The 16,967-nt window shown below is 58.6% G+C and carries 11 protein-coding genes and 1 pseudogene; 7 read left to right on the forward strand and 5 right to left on the reverse strand.

Going from position 1 to position 16,967, the window contains the following annotated elements:
* Window positions 1–12: 12 nt before the first annotated feature.
* Window positions 13–1,104: a GH25 family lysozyme gene (locus tag G3O06_RS28220; RefSeq protein WP_205818198.1), complete on the reverse strand. Its 1,092-nt coding sequence runs from the start codon at window positions 1,102–1,104 to the stop codon at window positions 13–15.
* Window positions 1,105–1,390: 286 nt separating this feature from the next.
* Complete coding sequence (locus G3O06_RS28225) at window positions 1,391–2,542, reverse strand: hypothetical protein (RefSeq protein WP_205818199.1); 1,152 nt, start codon at window positions 2,540–2,542, stop codon at window positions 1,391–1,393.
* 363 nt (window positions 2,543–2,905) lie between these two features.
* Between G3O06_RS28225 and G3O06_RS49245 the strand changes: the two genes are divergently transcribed.
* Complete coding sequence (locus G3O06_RS49245; protein ID WP_241020283.1) at window positions 2,906–3,625, forward strand: DDE-type integrase/transposase/recombinase; 720 nt, start codon at window positions 2,906–2,908, stop codon at window positions 3,623–3,625.
* Between the two features lie 24 nt (window positions 3,626–3,649).
* Here the strand turns inward: G3O06_RS49245 and G3O06_RS28235 are convergent, their stop codons facing one another.
* Complete coding sequence (locus G3O06_RS28235; protein WP_205818200.1) at window positions 3,650–4,609, reverse strand: LysR family transcriptional regulator; 960 nt, start codon at window positions 4,607–4,609, stop codon at window positions 3,650–3,652.
* 182 nt (window positions 4,610–4,791) lie between these two features.
* Between G3O06_RS28235 and G3O06_RS28240 the strand changes: the two genes are divergently transcribed.
* Together G3O06_RS28240 and G3O06_RS28245 are read left to right on the forward strand one after the other, a co-directional pair.
* Window positions 4,792–5,361, forward strand: coding sequence for a recombinase family protein (locus G3O06_RS28240; protein WP_205818201.1), 570 nt, complete (start codon window positions 4,792–4,794; stop codon window positions 5,359–5,361).
* A gap of 637 nt (window positions 5,362–5,998) precedes the next feature.
* Entirely contained in the window at window positions 5,999–6,571 is a 573-nt protein-coding gene (locus G3O06_RS28245) for a recombinase family protein (RefSeq protein ID WP_205818202.1), read from the forward strand.
* Between the two features lie 36 nt (window positions 6,572–6,607).
* Here the strand turns inward: G3O06_RS28245 and G3O06_RS28250 are convergent, their stop codons facing one another.
* Window positions 6,608–7,240, reverse strand: a complete 633-nt coding sequence (locus G3O06_RS28250) for a response regulator transcription factor (RefSeq protein WP_205818203.1) — start codon at window positions 7,238–7,240, stop codon at window positions 6,608–6,610.
* Between the two features lie 262 nt (window positions 7,241–7,502).
* Here G3O06_RS28250 and G3O06_RS28255 point away from each other — a divergent pair, with 262 nt between their 5' ends.
* On the forward strand, window positions 7,503–8,612 hold the full coding sequence (locus G3O06_RS28255) for an ABC transporter substrate-binding protein (protein WP_205818204.1): 1,110 nt from the start codon (window positions 7,503–7,505) through the stop codon (window positions 8,610–8,612).
* Window positions 8,612–10,459 carry a PAS domain S-box protein gene (locus tag G3O06_RS28260; protein ID WP_241020284.1) on the forward strand — a complete coding sequence of 616 codons (1,848 nt, stop codon included), beginning with the start codon at window positions 8,612–8,614 and terminating at the stop codon, window positions 10,457–10,459. Before G3O06_RS28255 ends, G3O06_RS28260 begins: the two co-directional genes overlap by 1 nt.
* 56 nt (window positions 10,460–10,515) lie before the next feature.
* Here G3O06_RS28260 and G3O06_RS28265 read toward each other — a convergent pair whose 3' ends face one another.
* On the reverse strand, window positions 10,516–11,109 hold the full coding sequence (locus G3O06_RS28265) for a recombinase family protein (protein ID WP_205818205.1): 594 nt from the start codon (window positions 11,107–11,109) through the stop codon (window positions 10,516–10,518).
* A 631-nt stretch (window positions 11,110–11,740) separates the two neighbouring features.
* Between G3O06_RS28265 and G3O06_RS28270 the strand changes: the two genes are divergently transcribed.
* Both G3O06_RS28270 and G3O06_RS28280 read left to right on the forward strand, forming a co-directional pair.
* A complete protein-coding gene (locus tag G3O06_RS28270; RefSeq protein ID WP_205818206.1) occupies window positions 11,741–12,967 on the forward strand; it encodes an EAL domain-containing protein in 1,227 nt (408 codons plus the stop codon).
* A gap of 660 nt (window positions 12,968–13,627) precedes the next feature.
* Window positions 13,628–16,967 (forward strand): annotated as a pseudogene (locus G3O06_RS28280) (hypothetical protein); the annotation flags it as partial.

Raw genomic sequence — 16,967 nt, forward strand, 5'->3', positions numbered from 1 at the left:
GAGCATAAGCGTTCATTTCCACACCTCCGGATGCCTCGCATGTTGCAGCAATGCTGCAAGATCTGCTTCACTCCCGTAGAACCTGTCGAGATCGAGCGGAGAGTCCTTGCCAAATAGCGCAAATCCTCCGTACGACGTGTATTGTTGAAAGATGCAGCGGTTCGTGCCGTCCGGCATTTTGCACAGATCCCCTAGGGCCTGCGCGGTCCGCTCGGCACGGTCGGCGCCGTCACGCGAACCATCGGATGTGTGTAGAGAAATCCAGATCCCTCCGGCACGCAGATCACAAGGTGCATTGCCAAGATCGTAGTCGCTGAAGATGGATGCCGATGTGAAGACAATGATCCGTTGCCCAGCGAAACTCGGATGGCGGTGTACGGTCTCGATCCAGTGGCACGCGGAGGCGCCATATGCCTTTCCGATGGCCCTCCGGTCGTCGTCCCCATATCGCTGCTGGGGTCTCTCCATCAAAGCGAGAACGATCGGAAGATAGGGCTTCCCGTGATCGCCAGGCGCAACATCGCGCAGCGGATCGGCAAGCAGGAGCTGGCCGAAGCGTTTGATGAAGGTGTTAGCTTGTACGTCTGCGCTCACGAGATTTTCGTTGCGGATTTTCGCGAAATCGCTGTCACTCATCGAAGCGGTCGCAGCGGCTGGATCCTTGACAACAAGCGAATGGTACGGGCCAGTGTATAGATTCTGATTGCGGGCGTTGTACCAATGAGCGCGGAACAGGGTTTCGTTATCTGGATCTTCTCCCGCGGTCAGTCTCACGTACACAAATGGTGCATGCATGGGGCCAATCCCGCGGCTGTGGTCCACCACTTCAAGACATTGCCGAAGACTCGTGAAGTCAGTCTGGTCCTGCCATTTCGACACATCGATGCCATGAACGACCTTAGTACCAGGCAATGCAACGAATCCCTTCGTGACAATGCCTACGTTGACAGGATGTCCTTTGGGACTGCTGGGATCCGCACGAAATGGGAAGGTCGCAGGCGCGTATTGTGGCTCGCAGCGCTGAGCGCAAGCCACATCGGGAACATCAAACCACGCGCAGACCAGATACCATCCGCAGAGCCTCAAAAATTTGAAATGCGACATCCCCCCTCCCAATCGCTCTATTAATGCAGCTTAGGATAACGAATGTAATCAGATTCGGACCGATTAGCCATCGGCGCATCTGTATTCATAACGGATGATGAGAAAGATTGTCGGGCTATCGGGTGTCACCGGAAACCTTTCTCAACGCCGTAAATGGAAATACCAAAAGTTGTTCGTCAGAATCTCGCTGGCTACGTGAATGCGGTATAAGCTCCAAGAATGAACGTCAAAGTATATGCCTTTATGGCATATCTTCCGGTATGAATGGTCATTCCTGCCCGATTGCTTATGGCTTCGTTTCTACGAATTTCCGATCAAGACAGCGTTCCTCACTAATGCCAACGCTTCGGCACATCGAAATAGCATTCAAAACGTCCTTTCCGCGACCGAGTGCAGCAACATCGTTAGGATGTTTCTCGAGCACGCTCACCAGTGAGGATGCACTTTGCGCCCCAAGACGTCTTCCAACTAGCCCAAACACTTCCGGTTTTCCGAGCAAGATTTCTTTCAAATTCGTCGACGCAGGGGGCGGTGTCGGAGTGTTATCACATGACACGTCATCCTTACAGCTTCCATAAGCAAGCCAGATAAATTGCGGATTCGCGAGAATCGCTACATTCGCCGGAGCCGTATTTGGACAAACACCACCGCTTTTTCTTACAAACCCGATGTCCGGGTCAGCATCCTGGCCGATTTTGTAGAAACAGTAATTTGTGATGTTCTTGGTTTTGATAATTCCCTGACCTTCATCTCCTGCATTGGAATCTATAATTTCCACACCAACATTGTCATGGAGATCTTTTGCAGAGCAGCCACTGTCCACCCTGCTCATACTGAAGGCGAGTGAGAAATTCGGATCTACAATGTCATTCGAATCCGCCGCGAAGACAGTAGCTATCGAATTTGCTAGTTGACCGACCAGCTGGGCACCTTGTACGTATGGATTGGGAGGTATCAACACGGATGATGATTTCGTGAAATTTAGCAACGCCTGGAAGACCTTCACAGTGTCCGATGTGCCCTGTCGACGAACGAATGTTAAAGGCACACTCACGTCCGAAGTTCGGATCAGTGACGACGCATTCTTCGTATTCCACAGATCCTGATCCGCCAGCACATGGAGGCCCAACGATGCTCGCACAATTTTTCCTCCAATATCACGAGTGTCGATTGCCGCAGCTGCGGGAAAACTCGCCTTCTGGCCAAGTCCCGAAAGAGTCACATCGACACGAGCACCGACTCCGTTTGTTGATTTGAACCAGTTCGCATCCGTTGGAACGCGGGCCGACAATATCCAAAAATCCACTGTCTTCTTGCTCACATTCAGGCAGTTTGCCGTGACATTCGCGAGTGGAAGTATGACGCTACCATCCGCAAATGCTGACATAGAAATAGCGAATGCCGCCGACGCAGCAACTAAACCCCGCAATATTCTCATTCTTGTTCTCCGGTTGTTGCCCTACCGTTGTGCATTGCGATCGAGTGCTTTGGAGACTGTCTTGCGTTGTTGTACTCGCCAACACAACACTGACATCTGTAATCGGGATGCCTATGACACGGCACATCACGGCATCAGGAACCAGCATAGGCGGCCAACGTAATTCTTTCCAGTTCCGATTCACGAAATTCGGTAGAATTTATCGACCCGCCTCTGGAGCGGGCCGCGGCTCACCAGCGGTCAGGCTGAGCGCCCGACTGATCGGCTGCGGATGTGGACTGCTTGTAAACGTCACCATATGCCGCACCCGCTAATAGGCATCGTCCAAATTGGTGCATGGTTGGTGGATACGCCCCTCACAGTTTGGAGCATGTCGTCGGCACGTCGAGCCCCGCCGCTCGCGTTGCGCCCGACATCGACGACGCCAACATGTGGGGTGAAGTTTTAGCCGTCATGTTCCATTTGTTGATGACCGAACGCGCCATGGGGGTCGCCCGAGCCCGCGGGCTGGCGGGGATTTCACGTTCGTTGTTCCGCTACGAATCACGCCGCCGAGGTGACGGCGAAGCACTCACTGGTCGAATGATGGCCATCGCTGCGCAGAAGCGCCGCTACGGCTATCGCCGGATTCACATGCTGTTGCAGCGCGAGGGCTACCTAGCCAACCACAAACGCATCTGGCGCCTGGTACGGAGCGTTCGCGAGCGGCGACGCAAGCGTATTGCGGGCGTCGAGCGCAGACCCTTACTGTTACCAACGGGCCCAAATCTGAGCTGGTCGATGAACTTCGATTCTGACAGGCTGCCCTACGGTCGGCGGTGTCGATGCCTGAACGTGGTCGACGACTACACGCGCGAGTGCTTGGCTATCGGTGTTGATACTTCGCTGCCGGGCTTGCGAGTGCAGCAAGTGCTTGAACAGCTAGAGGAGATGCGAGGCTTACCCGCATCCATCACCGTGGACAACGGACCGGAGTTCGCTGGCGAGGAAAAACCTGTGGGGACCGACGGCTACTGTCAACGAACCCCTTCGAGAGCTTCGGTGACCTGCTGGCAATCCGAGCCTAACGATACTGCGGATTGATCTTCAACTAGTCATACCATCGGCTCAAATTGTCATCGAATTGCTGAAAGTCGGGCCAGCCTCAACGTTCTTCGTTCTTCCCGCGATCAAATCCGCGTCCTCGAGCAGTGCCTCGTGCAACAGTGCGAAGACGGCTTTGACACGGGTCGTTCGATAGCGGTCAGGGTGGACCAGCAGCCATATCTGCGACCAGCAGTCTTCTGGTAGCGTCGCGAGCTTGACGAGTTCCGGTCGGCTATCGGCGAGAAAGCAGGGCAGGACGGCCAGTCCTAGGCCTCGCGCGCATGCTGCGCACATGCTGATGAACGTGCTGAAGACAAATGCGACGCGCTCCGGAGGCTGCAATTTTTCCATCCAGGTTAGTACGCGATGTTGACTTTGCGTCCCTTCGAGTGCGATCCAATTGTGCGTCTGCCAATCAGTCGCCGGCGATTCATTCAGATACGTCCGGGAACCGTAAACAGCGAAAACGAGATCCCCGATTTTTTTCGCGATCAGGTTTTCCGGCGCCCGCTGTGCGGGCCTGATGGCGATATCGGCTTCTCCTCGCGACAGGTCATGCATCATGTTAGAGCTCAGGATATCGAATCGAATATCCGGATACGCAGTGCGGCACTTTCGAAGAATCGGCGGCAAGACGTTGTCGACAAAACTCTCCGTCGTCGCAATACGAACGATGCCGCTCGGCCGCATGTCCTGGCCGGCAACCAACTGCAGCGACTTGGTTGCCAGCGCATCGATCTCGGCGCCGGCCATGGCCAATTCCTCTCCAGCGGCAGTGGCCGAATAGCGCCCGCGCTGACGATCGAACAGGCGGACCCCGAGACTGGATTCGACCGCCGTGATCCGCCGAAAGACCGTTGCGTGGTTGAGGCCGAGGCGGCGCGCGGCACCTGAGAGCGAGCCGGTTTCGTGAATGGCTGCGACCAATCGAAGATCATTGAGATCACACGTTGCTTGCGTATTTGCAAGTGAACTTTGCATGTTTGTCGAATGTGCTTGCCAGTTTGCAACTGATACGCTTGCTGTACGTTTCGTTATCGAACGCCCGGGGATGGTGTTGAAACGATCGCCGAACGTGCAGCAGAGCACCTGCGCGAGTCAATGTATGCCGTGTCGAATTGTGCGGTCATGCGAAATACAAGAATCATGATATTTGGACCGCAATGAAACTGGGTTATGCACGGGTGTCGACCGACGAGCAGCATCTCGATCTGCAACTTCAAGCGTTGCAAGCGCATGGCTGCGAACACATTTATTCAGACCGGGGCGTATCGGGAACGACGTTCGATCGGCCCGGTTTGAACGCGGTGCTGGATGCCCTTGTTCCCGGTACAACGCTGGTGGTGTGGCGTCTCGATCGTCTGGGACGCTCGCTCACACGACTCGCCGAACTCATTGAAACGCTGAATGACCGACAGGTTCGCGTCGTATCGCTTACGGAACACCTCGATACGGGCTCGACCAGCGGACGATTCGTATTCCACATGCTGAGCGCACTCGCCGAGTTCGAGCGCGACATCATCAGCGAACGTACGCGCGCAGGAATGGCTGCCGCACGAGGTAAAGGACAACACGTCGGGCGACCGGCGGCGCTCTCCGTATCTCAGATCGAACAGGCGAAAATCCTGCTGCGAACCCAGCCTGCCGATTCCGTGGCGCGGGCGTTGAACGTGCATCGAACGACACTGTGGCGCTACGTGAGAAAGAGTTGCGAAATGCGGGTCGTGTGCTGACGCTCCCGATACAAAAATTTCCATCGATTCTTCAAAGCGGGCGAATGTTCACCCGCTACCGCGCTTGCGCATCCCCCTACCTATGAACTCGGCAACGCCCTCGATCTGAATTTCATCGGGACAATGCGATTGTTGACGTATCTGCCCGGCCGTTCGTGCCATACGAACCGGCGCCGGGCGTCAGATTTCCAAAACACGCTCTCGTGATACCGGCCTGATTCATTCCAGTGCCCGGTGTTCAAACGACCGGCGAACATCTGCCGTTCTGGCACCGAATCTCACGGAAATTCACGATACAACTCTTCGCTCTGCAGCGAAAAGGCAGCGCGAGATGGCTTCCCGAATCGAACATCCTCATTATAGTGAGGGTAAATCAGGCCGGCTAGTAATAATAAAATTGTTCGCGATATTAAGGATATTCCGATTTTATGTGTAGGGAAATCCTTATATGTCGGGTAGGGGGATATTTGTTTATTCCGCAATTTGATAATTGCGCTGTTTTTTATGGACAGATCTTAATTCAAAAAAATAAAATGTGCGTGTCTCGGATCGATATGGATCGTCCCGTGAAGGAGGTTGCCTAAGCCTTCCACCGGCTATCGCGACTGTGACTCGATGTTCACGACAGGTATGAGTAATGGCGCCCGGAAAAAAGATCGGATATGCACGCGTTTCAACGGACGAGCAGCATCTTGACATGCAAGTAACGGCATTGAAAGGCTGCGGATGCGAAGCGATCTATTTCGACAAGGGCATCTCGGGTGCCCGCATGGACCGTCCTGCCTTGAAGCAGGCTCTCGATTCACTCGGCACCGGAGACACGCTGGTCGTATGGAGACTCGATCGACTCGGGCGCTCGTTGAGGCACCTGGCAAAAATCATGGGTCAGTTGAACAAGCGGAAAGTGCACGTCATGTCGCTCACCGAATATATCGATACGCAATCTTCCAGCGGGCGATTTACGTTTCACATGCTCGCGGCACTTGCCGAGTTCGAGCGTGGATTGATCAGTGAGCGTACGCGGGCGGGGATGGCGGCGGCGAGGGAACGGGGCAGTCGTATCGGTCGGCCCAAGGCGCTAACCGATACCGCGATCGCGGAGCTGGACAATCTTCTTCAGGATCATTCACCTGCCCAAGTTGCCGAGAAATTGAACGTCCACCAGTCGACGCTAAGGCGCTATATCCACGACAGTGACGAACATCGATGATGTGTATGCGGAGCCGACGGGCACCGTACGCCGGCATCAATCTATCTGCAAATCGTGTCTGATGGCATAACGGACAAGCTCTGCATTATTCGTGATGCTGAGCTTTTGCATCAGCCGCGCCTTGTGCGTGCTGATGGTCTTGGCGCTCAATGAAAACTCCTCGGCGATCTCGTTGACCGCCTTACCGGTCACCAGCCGCTTCAGCACTTGCAGTTCCCGCGGGGACAACACGTCTCCCGCCATCGGTTCAAGGTCGGCCGCGTCGAACACGACCGCGTCAACCAGTAGAGGATCGATGAAGCGCCCTCCGCGCCACAGTTTGCGAATAGCGGCCAGCAGCACATCGGGATCACTGTCCTTCGTCACGTAGCCGGTAGCGCCGGCGCGAAGCGCGCGGGAGACGGTTTGAGGATCGTTGTGGACGCTCAGAATGAGCACGGGCAAAGCGGGATGTTCTTCGCGAACACGGCGGATCAGATCGATACCGCTGAGTCCCGGCATGGTCATGTCCAGGAGCACCACGTTCACGGACAGCGTGCGAAGCAGCTCGAGCACTTCGCTACCTTGCACCGCTTCGGCCACAACCTGAATGTCAGTGGTCGTTGCCAGAACCTGATGGATGCCGCTCCGAACGATTGCGTGGTCGTCGGCAATCAGCGTACGAATCATCGAAGAAAAATCCAGGGAGATGGTGATGGTCGGCCCCCGTGATCCGCCACGGGAACCGACGCCATCGTCGGTATAGGGGCGCGAATGCGCTCGTGGGGTCAGTCGCCCCGAAGGGGCAGCCCGATGCTACGTGTGCAATTGTAAAATACTTTTTTAACAATTAACCTCTTGGACCACACCGTTTTTCATACCCCAAGCGGATTCGATCGGCGATGCGCCCCACTGTATCCCGCTCAGCAGTTCCGCGCCGTCATATCGTCCGATGAATCGCAGACAAATCCTCGTTGCCGGTGCCGGCTCCGTTCTGAATATTGCAACCGGTGGCGCTGCTCCGTCGGTCGCGAAGGCACGGGTTGTCTTCCTCAATCCTGGAGAGTCGGTCGAGCGTGGAACAGGCCAACAGTGGCAGCTTGTCTCGAGGTTCATGTCGATCGCGGCGAAGAACTTCGGCATGCAACTCGAAGTGCTGTACGCCGAACGTGACCACATGCTGATGCTGCGTCAGGCGGAGGAGGTGGCCAACCGGGTCGACGCCCCCGATTACGTCGTGATCGTCAACGAAAAGATGGCGGCATTGGACATGCTGCAGATCCTGAGCCGAACGTCGTCAAAAATCGTGCTGATTCACAATGATCTGACGGATGAACAGCGACGCATCGCCGGCGACGAACGTCGGCGAATGCGCAACTGGATCGGTACCTTGACAGCCGATGCCAGCAGCGCCGGATACAGGCTCATGGACTATCTCTGCCGTGATCGTCGCTCCGCACGCCCTCACGTCATCGGAATTACCGGGGATCCCAATACCCCGGTGTCCATGGAGCGGGCTGCCGGTGTCGCCCGCTGGCTCGCGCGGGCACCACACGCGCGCCTGAATCAACTGGTGTTCAGCAATTGGAGCTTTTCGGACAGTTACGAGAAGGCACTGGTCCTACTAGCCCGCTATCCGGAAACGAATGTCATTTGGGGGGCGAACGATTCTATTACGTTGGCGGCTCTCAAGGCAGCCGAGACGCGTCAAGTACGAGCCGTTGTCGGTGGAATGGGGGCTTTGCCAGAGGCGCTCCATCGTGTGATGGAAGGAACGCTTCGCGCAATGATGGTCGGCGACTACTTCATCGGGGCGCTCGCGATGGTGTTGATCAACGACTATCACATCGGACAGGACTTCACGATGCGCGGTGGCCCCCGCATCAAGGCTGATTTTCTCGCAGTCGTTCAAGCGGGAAATGCTGCTTCGTACTACGACGCGATATTCAATCATTCGCGCGAACTGGATTTCGGCGTGTATTCGAAATCCCGGTATCGGAACGATGGGCCGTACGACTTCAGGCTGAGCTACCTGCTCGGCAACGAGATGGCGACCGCTTGATGTCATATCTGGTTCGCTCGCTCAAGGTTTATCTGGGTTCGCTCAATCTGCATCGCAAATTGATGCTGTCGTTGCTTGTGCTTGTCGTGCTGACTGCGGGCGTGGCCGGCTACTCGCTAACTCAACACGAACGCAAGACGCACCTCGCGGAATTGGAGGGAAAGGCGTCACGTATCGCCGAACTCTTGAGTGCCGCACTCGACCAGCCCCTGTGGAACGTCGACAAGGCATCGATAGATGTTCTGTTGCACTCGCTTGCGTCCAACCAGGAGGTCATCGAATTCACCGTGTCCGATGCGAAGTTCGGCGTGGTCTCGTCAGTGCGACCGCGGCATGATGTGGAACCCGGCGATGCAGTCATTCGCGTTAGCGACATTTTTCATGCCGCGTCCGGCGATGCCCCACGGGAAAAGCTCGGTCAAATCCGTGTGGTCTTGTCAAAGTCGCTCGTGGAGCGTGAAATCCGGCAAGAACAGCTGGCCGTGCTGGCGACGATGGCACTGCTCCTCGCGATGCTCTATGTCGCGATTCATCTTGTTCTGCGGTCAGCTGTTCACACGCCGATCAATCGACTCAAGGCGGCAATCGACGCGATCGCTTCCGGCGATCTGGACGTCAATTGTCCGATCACGTCGACTGACGAATTGGGGCAATTGGCCGTGCGGATGAACTCCATGGTGCATCATCTGAAGAATTCAACAGCACTCCTTCGAGAAAGCGAAACGAAGTACCGCAGGATTTTCGAGAATGCGATCGAAGGAATATTCCTGCTCCACCGGGATGGACGCTTATGCGAAGCGAACCCGGCAATGGCCCGCGTGCTCGGGTATCAGTCGACCGAGTATCTGGTCAACGGCAGTGCCGAGGGACATCAATCCCTGGTGTTTTCCCCGGTGCAGGTCAGAACCTTGTTTGCCGCCTCGGAAATCGAGAAGCGGATCGTCGGGGTGGAGCTGCGGATAAAGCGGCGCGACGGTACGGCGATCTGGGTCGGAGTGAATGCGAGGAGCATACCGGATTGCAACGGGGTGCCCGAGTACATCGAAGGATTGTTGACCGATATCACCGAACGAAGACGGGCACGCGAGAAGATGCAGCAGCATCACAACCGGCTGCAGCGCGAGGTTGCGGAACGACGGCGCGCGGAGGCCGATCTGCTCGCATCGCGTGAACAGCTGCGCCGGCTCTCGGCACGTATGGAGGAAATACGGGAAAGCGATCGCAAGCAGATCGCAATGACGGTTCATGACGAACTGGGGCAGTTGCTGACAGCGCTCAAAATCGATGTTTCCCTGCTGAAGGCGAAGCTTCCGGAGGATGGCCCGGAGCGACAGAAGGCCAGGCAGATGTCAGGGTTGATCGAGAAGACGATGCGTATTGTTCGCGATGTGGCGAGCCACTTGCGGCCGGCCGCGCTCAACTATGGTCTTGCCGCGGCGCTCGAATGGCTGGCGAGCGATTACACGCAACACGCGGAAGTCCCATGCCGGTTTCGTATCGAGGGCGACGAACCGGACCTCCCGGAGGCCCACTCGACCGCCATCTTCCGGATCGCGCAGGAAGCGTTGACGAACATCGCGAGGCACGCACGGGCGACGTGCGTGGAAATCCGGCTCGTCAGTACCGCTTCCACCATCGAGCTGACGGTGATCGATAACGGTGCGGGATTCGAACTGTCGACTGCGCGCGGGAAAGGCTCATACGGTTTGCTGGGAATGGCCGAGCGAGCGAGACTGATCGGCGCCCGCTTGTCGATCGAGAGCGCGATCGGTGCTGGCGCGACCATTAGCCTTCGGCTGGATCGCGTCGCTCGCGATATGAACGTCACCCATTTATCGGATGCTTAACGTAGACGTATGGGCCGCGCTGGCCCCGCCACGTGTGTCATTGCCTTCCCAAGTCGTTACTTCTGCTGGACAGCATGCTGCGCGTCGCCCGGCGCGCGACTCTCGTGCGACTTCATCACGCGACGCACGGTCGCGGGATGGACGTTGAAGCGGCGCGCCACTTCGGAAACCGAATTCGTTTCGAGAAGGGTCCTGACTTCCTCGCAATCGTTTGCGGTGAGCGCCGGCTTGCGGCCGACTCGCTTGCCGCGGGCACGCGCGGCCACGATACCGGCGCGCGTTCGCTCGCTGATCAAACGGCGCTCGAATTCGGCGAGCGCAGCCATCATATGAAACACCAACGTTCCGCTTGCGGAATTCGTATCGATCGACTCGCTTAGCGACACGAACCCGACCTTGCGTTTGCCGAGCTGATTGATGAGCTCGATCAGTTTGCTGGTCGAACGGCCAAGGCGATCGAGGCGCCAGACGACGAACGTATCGCCCGCGCGGAGCTTTGCCAGCGCCTTGTCCAGCCCTGGGCGGCGGAAGTTCGCACCCGATATGCCGTGGTCGGCGTAGACCCTATCGCAGCCTGCTCGAGCGAGTGCGTCTTCCTGAAGAGCGAGATTCTGTTCGTCGGTGGAAACGCGCGCATATCCCATTTTCATGGCCGGACTCCCGGCGAATTCCCATGGCGGCTGCTACTTCGCGGCTCAGCGTCTGCGCAAACCTGGTCGACCCAAGTCGGCGTACGGACGCGATCCAGCGCCGTCTGGCGTGGAATCGAACACGGCTTATCCATGGTGGTGTGGGGCGGTAAGGCCCGTTCTCTCTATCGAATCGACGCCTGCCACAGTGCCGAAGCACCGGCATTTCCCGGGCGCGGCCCAGTGCGGTCCGGGAACACGTTGATCAACGCGTGTGGTGGTCCGATGCCATGGCACGTGGCTCGTCCTGAATCCCTACACGATTCGATCGGTTAGCAAATCGAAACATCATTAAACATTGTCAAGTGCGCCGGATTGTACTCGACAAAAAGGAACCCTTTTGCAACGCCCCTCCGCCGTGCCGCACCCCTAGGCGGGGCGGGCCTCTGGCGACTTTCGGAAAATTTTTCGCTACTTTCGCTCAAAGGTTCCCTTTTGCAACGCCCCCATCGAAACAGCTTCAGGGTGCCGGCAGCGTGAATGCCGGCTTGCGTCAGATGGGGTAGCGGGTGCGTCACGGCGGAAGGATTTGCCGCCGGTCGTCGAACACCAGCCTCGTTCCCCGTGCGACGCGTTGACGAGGGAGATCGGCATGAACGTTCGAATGCACGCACCGGTGGCCGAGCCGACGGGAGCAGCGGTACGCCACCTGCAACGCCAGCACGACGTCGCCGTCGCGCTAACCACGCTGAGGGCCATCAATGCGGGCGCCGCTGAATTCGTGTTTCAGCCGGTGTGCGATGCCGACGACTGCAATCGAGTCCTGTACTACGAAGGCCTCGTGCGCCTTCGGTCGGAGAACGGTCATGGTGTGCTGTTCCCCGGCCAGTTCATTCCCAGCCTCGAACGTCTTTCGCTGATGCGCCATATCGACGGATATGCGGTGAGCAAGGTGATGGAGCACCTGGCCGCGTATCCCGGGTATTGCCTCGGCGTGAACGTCTCCGCATTGAGCGTGGGCGAGCACGCGTGGTGGGAGCCGATCCTGGCGGACCTCGCGTCGATGCCGCAGGTTGCGCGGCGCCTCGTCGTCGAAATAACCGAGACCGCACGGCTGCGCGGGCCGCAGGCGGCGAAGTTCGTCGCCCGCTTGCGGGAGTTGGGCTGCCGCATCGCTATCGACGACATCGGCGAAGGCCACGGCATCGAGACGGCCATGACGATCGGTACGCCCGACATCGTCAAGGTGGCCGGGTCGCTTCTCAAGGCGGCTTGCGAAAGCGAAGCGGGCTGCGAGCGATTCTCGCGACTGGTTGCGATCGCGCGCGAGTGTGCGCCCTGCGTGGTCGTGGAAGGGGTGGAAACCGTCGAGATGCTCGAGTTGGCGCGTGCTGCCGGCGCGAACTGGTTGCAGGGCCGATACGTCGGCATCGCGGAAAGACGGTTCGCCGATGCGGGTGTGGCCCAGTCCAAGGGCTGGTTCTGGCCGGCCGACGTTGTGGGCGCGCAGGACGTGTTGTGGGACGCGCCCGAATGGCTTCTCGAAGCGAAGGCCACGGACGCGTTTGCCGAGCCCGAGGGCGCCATTGACTGGGCGGTTCAGATATTCGAACGCAATGCGGCTGCCGTGTTGGAGCGCAGCGTCACGCCGGCTTTGCGCGAGCAAGTGCGAGAGGCGTACGTGGCGGGGCTCGCGAGTGGCGTGTACGGCAAGCAATCCGCCATCGCGCTCGTGATGCGCGATCGACTCGCGGCAGTGCTGATGTGGCAAGGGCGAACCGAATCCATGCGTCTTCTCAGGCGCGTTGCGCAATCGGGAAGGCATCACGGGCGACTTATTTCTGAATGGTTTGTGGACTGCTCGGAGGATGTTGTGTAGCCGCCTGGGCGAGATTAGGTACGCGGATTAAATCGACAGAAAAAAATCCGTCGCTTCGATTTGAAAATTGCAGCGTTATTGGTTGGTGGATCTTTATTGTCAAATTGATTCGCGGTTTTTCTAATTCCGGCTGCTTTTCGAATTAACGGGGCGCGTATCAAGAGTTTTGTGGGCACGCAGGGGAGGATTGCTGGCTTCTTGGGCACGAGTCGCCGGATCGCAATACACAAAAATATTGCGCGGCGGAAACGGTGAGGTTGGAGGTTAATAATGAATAAAGCTTATAGAATTATTTTCAGCTCAGTTAGAAATTGCTGGGTAGTTGTTAGTGAAATATCCAAGGCGGTCGGAAAGGGAAGTACAACGAAAGCGGAGATTGTGCCTCTCGACTCATCGCTGATCGGTGCACCTGGCTTGCGTACGAGCTTGCGGGTTACTCTCGTTGGTGCGCTGCTGTTGGCAGCCGAACTGTCTGGCGGGAATTCGGCCTATGCACAATATGCGTCGTATACATGTGGCCCTTCCGGTACTTCGTATTACGGGGGAGTCGGCCAACAAGTGGGCGCCAGCGCGTCCTGGCAGCTCGGCTGTAGCAGCCCTAGTACCCAAACAGCGACGGGCATGGTCGCGTTTAATACTGCTGGCACTGCCGGAAATTACATGTATGTGACCAGTGCAGCGGGATTCATAACTATCAACAGCGGAGCATTGAATATCAGCGCTGCGGGTGGCGTGAGCATCAGCAGTAACATCACCCTTTCCTCAAACAAGATCACGGGTCTGGCGGCCGGTACGACCTCGACTGACGCGGTGAATTACAGTCAACTGCTTTCGCTGTCGACCTCGACTTCGACTGCCGTGGGGTCGCTGTCGACCGGCGTAAGTTCGCTGTCGACCTCGACTTCGACTGCCGTGGGGTCGCTGTCGACCGGCGTAAGTTCGCTGTCGACCTCGACTTCGACTGCCGTGGGGTCGCTGTCGACCGGCGTAAGTTCGCTGTCGACCTCGACTTCGACTGCCGTGGGGTCGCTGTCGACCGGCGTAAGTTCGCTGTCGACCTCGACTTCGACTGCCGTGGGGTCGCTGTCGACCGGCGTAAGTTCGCTGTCGACCTCGACTTCGACTGCCGTGGGGTCGCTGTCGACCGGCGTAAGTTCGCTGTCGACCTCGACTTCGACTGCCGTGGGGTCGCTGTCGACCGGCATAAGTTCGCTGTCGACCTCGACTTCGACTGCCGTGGGGTCGCTGTCGACCGGCGTAAGTTCGCTGTCGACCGGCGTAAGTTCGCTGTCAACCTCGACCTCGACTGCCGTGGGGTCGCTGTCGACCTCGACTTCGACTGCCGCGGGGGCGCTGTCGACCGGCGTAAGTTCGCTGTCGACCTCGACTTCGTCTGCCGTGGGATCGCTGTCGACCGGCGTAAGTTCGCTGTCGACCTCGACTTCGTCTGCAGTGGGGTCGCTGTCGACCGGCGTAAGCTCGTTGTCGACCTCGACCTCGACCGCGATCGCTGGCTTCCAGCAGGGCCAGAACGGTGTGATGCGCAGCCAGTACGACCCGCAGACCGTGACGACGACTGCAACGGGTTTGAACGCGCTCGCAGCCGGCAATGGTGCTAACGCGGCCGGCGACAATTCGATTGCGTTCGGCACCAATGCCAGCGCGCCGGGCCTGGGCTCCGTTTCCATCGGTGACGGCAACGTCGCGAACGGCGAAGGCGCAGTCGCCATCGGCGATCCGAACGTCGCGACGGGCACGGGTTCGTTCGCGGGCGGTAACAACAACACGGCCGACGGCACGCAATACGGTGGCACGGGCGGTGCGGTTGCGCTCGGCAACTCGAACACCGCGTTCGGGCAAGGCGCCGTTGCGATCGGCAACAATGCATCCGCGTATGGTCAGTCTGCCATCGCGCTTGGCGATGGGGCCGCAGCAGGCACCGCCGCTGCGCCGCAGACGGGCGATATCGCGATCGGCCTGAACGCAGCGACGACGGGCACGAACAGCGTTGCAATCGGCGCAAATTCGTCCGACGGCGGCCAGGCCAATGTGTTCTCGGTCGGAAGTGCATCGCAGCAACGTCGTATCGTCAACGTTGCGGCAGGCGTGAATCCGACGGACGCGGTGAACTACAGCCAGCTCAGCTCGCTGTCGACGTCTGCTTCGACCGGCATCAGCACGGCGCAAAGCGGTGTGGATTCGCTGTCGACGGGTCTGTCGACGACGAACAGCAACGTGAACTCGCTGTCGACGTCGGCCTCGACGGGTATCAGCACGGCACAAAGCGGCGTGGATTCGCTGTCGACGGGTCTGTCGACCACGAACAGCAATGTGAGCTCGCTGTCGACGTCGGCCTCGACGGGTATCAGCACGGCGCAGAGCGGTGTGGATTCGCTGTCCACCGGTCTGTCGACGACGAACAGCAACGTGAGCTCGCTGTCGACGTCGGCTTCGACGGGTATCAGCACGGCGCAAAGCGGCGTGGATTCGCTGTCGACCGGTCTGTCGACCACGAACAGCAACGTGGGCTCGCTGTCGACGTCGGCTTCGACGGGCATCAGCACGGCACAGAGCGGTGTGGATTCGCTGTCGACCGGTTTGTCGACCACGAACAGCAATGTGAGCTCGCTGTCGACGTCAGCCTCGACGGGTATCAGCACGGCACAAAGCGGCGTGGATTCGCTGTCCACCGGTCTGTCGACGACGAACAGCAACGTGAGCTCGCTGTCGACGTCGGCTTCGACGGGTATCAGCACGGCGCAAAGCGGCGTGGATTCGCTGTCGACCGGTCTGTCGACCACGAACAGCAACGTGGGCTCGCTGTCGACGTCGGCTTCGACGGGCATCAGCACGGCACAGAGCGGTGTGGATTCGCTGTCGACCGGTTTGTCGACCACGAACAGCAATGTGAGCTCGCTGTCGACGTCAGCCTCGACGGGTATCAGCACGGCACAAAGCGGCGTGGATTCGCTGTCCACCGGTCTGTCGACGACGAACAGCAACGTGAGCTCGCTGTCGACGTCGGCTTCGACGGGAATCAGCACGGCGCAAAGCAGTGTGGCATCGCTGTCGACGTCGACATCGACCGCCATGAGTTCGCTGTCGAACAGCGCGGCCAATTCGGTCCAGTACGACGACGCGACGCATAGCAAGGTCACGCTGGGCGGCGCAGGCGCAACGACGCCGGTGACGCTGACCAACGTCGCGGCGGGTGCGAATCCGACGGATGCGGTGAACTACAGCCAGCTCAGCTCGCTGTCGACCTCTGCATCGACGGGCGTTAGCTCGCTTTCGACGGCGCTGTCTTCGACTGATAGCAACCTGGCTTCGCTGTCGACGTCGGCTTCGACGGGCATCAGCTCGGCGCAAAGCGGCGTGGATTCGCTGTCGACCGGTCTGTCGACCACGAACAGCAATGTGAGCTCGCTGTCGACCTCGGCTTCGACCGGCATCAGCACGGCGCAGAGCGGTGTGGATTCGCTGTCGACGGGTCTGTCGACCACGAACAGCAACGTCAGCTCGCTGTCGACCTCGGCATCCACCGGCATCAGCACGGCGCAGAGCGGTGTGGATTCGCTGTCGACGGGTCTGTCGACCACGAACAGCAACGTCAGCTCGCTGTCGACCTCGGCATCCACCGGGATCAGCACGGCGCAGAGCGGTGTGGATTCGCTGTCCACGGGTCTGTCGACCACGAACAGCAACGTGAGCTCGCTGTCGACGTCGGCTTCGACCGGTATCAGCACGGCGCAAAGCGGTGTGGATTCGCTGTCGACCGGTCTGTCGACCACGAACAGCAACGTGAGCTCGCTGTCGACGTCGGCTTCGACCGGTATCAGCACGGCGCAAAGCGGTGTGGATTCGCTGTCGACCGGTCTGTCGACCACGAACAGCAACGTGAGCTCGCTGTCGACGTCGGCTTCGACCGGTATCAGCACGGCGCAAAGCGGTGTGGATTCGCTGTCGACCGGTCTGTCGACCACGAACAGCAACGTGAGCT

Source organism: Burkholderia sp. Ac-20345 (assembly GCF_017104825.1).
Classification (GTDB): Bacteria; Pseudomonadota; Gammaproteobacteria; order Burkholderiales; family Burkholderiaceae; genus Burkholderia; species Burkholderia lata_B.

Coding starts and splice junctions, on each gene's coding strand:
- G3O06_RS28220 (WP_205818198.1), bottom strand. CDS start 1,104: ATGTCGCATTTCAAATTTTTGAGGCTCTGCGGATGGTATCTGGTCTGC.
- G3O06_RS28225 (WP_205818199.1), bottom strand. CDS start 2,542: ATGAGAATATTGCGGGGTTTAGTTGCTGCGTCGGCGGCATTCGCTATT.
- G3O06_RS28235 (WP_205818200.1), bottom strand. CDS start 4,609: ATGCAAAGTTCACTTGCAAATACGCAAGCAACGTGTGATCTCAATGAT.
- G3O06_RS28240 (WP_205818201.1), top strand. CDS start 4,792: ATGAAACTGGGTTATGCACGGGTGTCGACCGACGAGCAGCATCTCGAT.
- G3O06_RS28245 (WP_205818202.1), top strand. CDS start 5,999: ATGGCGCCCGGAAAAAAGATCGGATATGCACGCGTTTCAACGGACGAG.
- G3O06_RS28250 (WP_205818203.1), bottom strand. CDS start 7,240: ATGATTCGTACGCTGATTGCCGACGACCACGCAATCGTTCGGAGCGGC.
- G3O06_RS28255 (WP_205818204.1), top strand. CDS start 7,503: ATGAATCGCAGACAAATCCTCGTTGCCGGTGCCGGCTCCGTTCTGAAT.
- G3O06_RS28260 (WP_241020284.1), top strand. CDS start 8,612: ATGTCATATCTGGTTCGCTCGCTCAAGGTTTATCTGGGTTCGCTCAAT.
- G3O06_RS28265 (WP_205818205.1), bottom strand. CDS start 11,109: ATGAAAATGGGATATGCGCGCGTTTCCACCGACGAACAGAATCTCGCT.
- G3O06_RS28270 (WP_205818206.1), top strand. CDS start 11,741: ATGAACGTTCGAATGCACGCACCGGTGGCCGAGCCGACGGGAGCAGCG.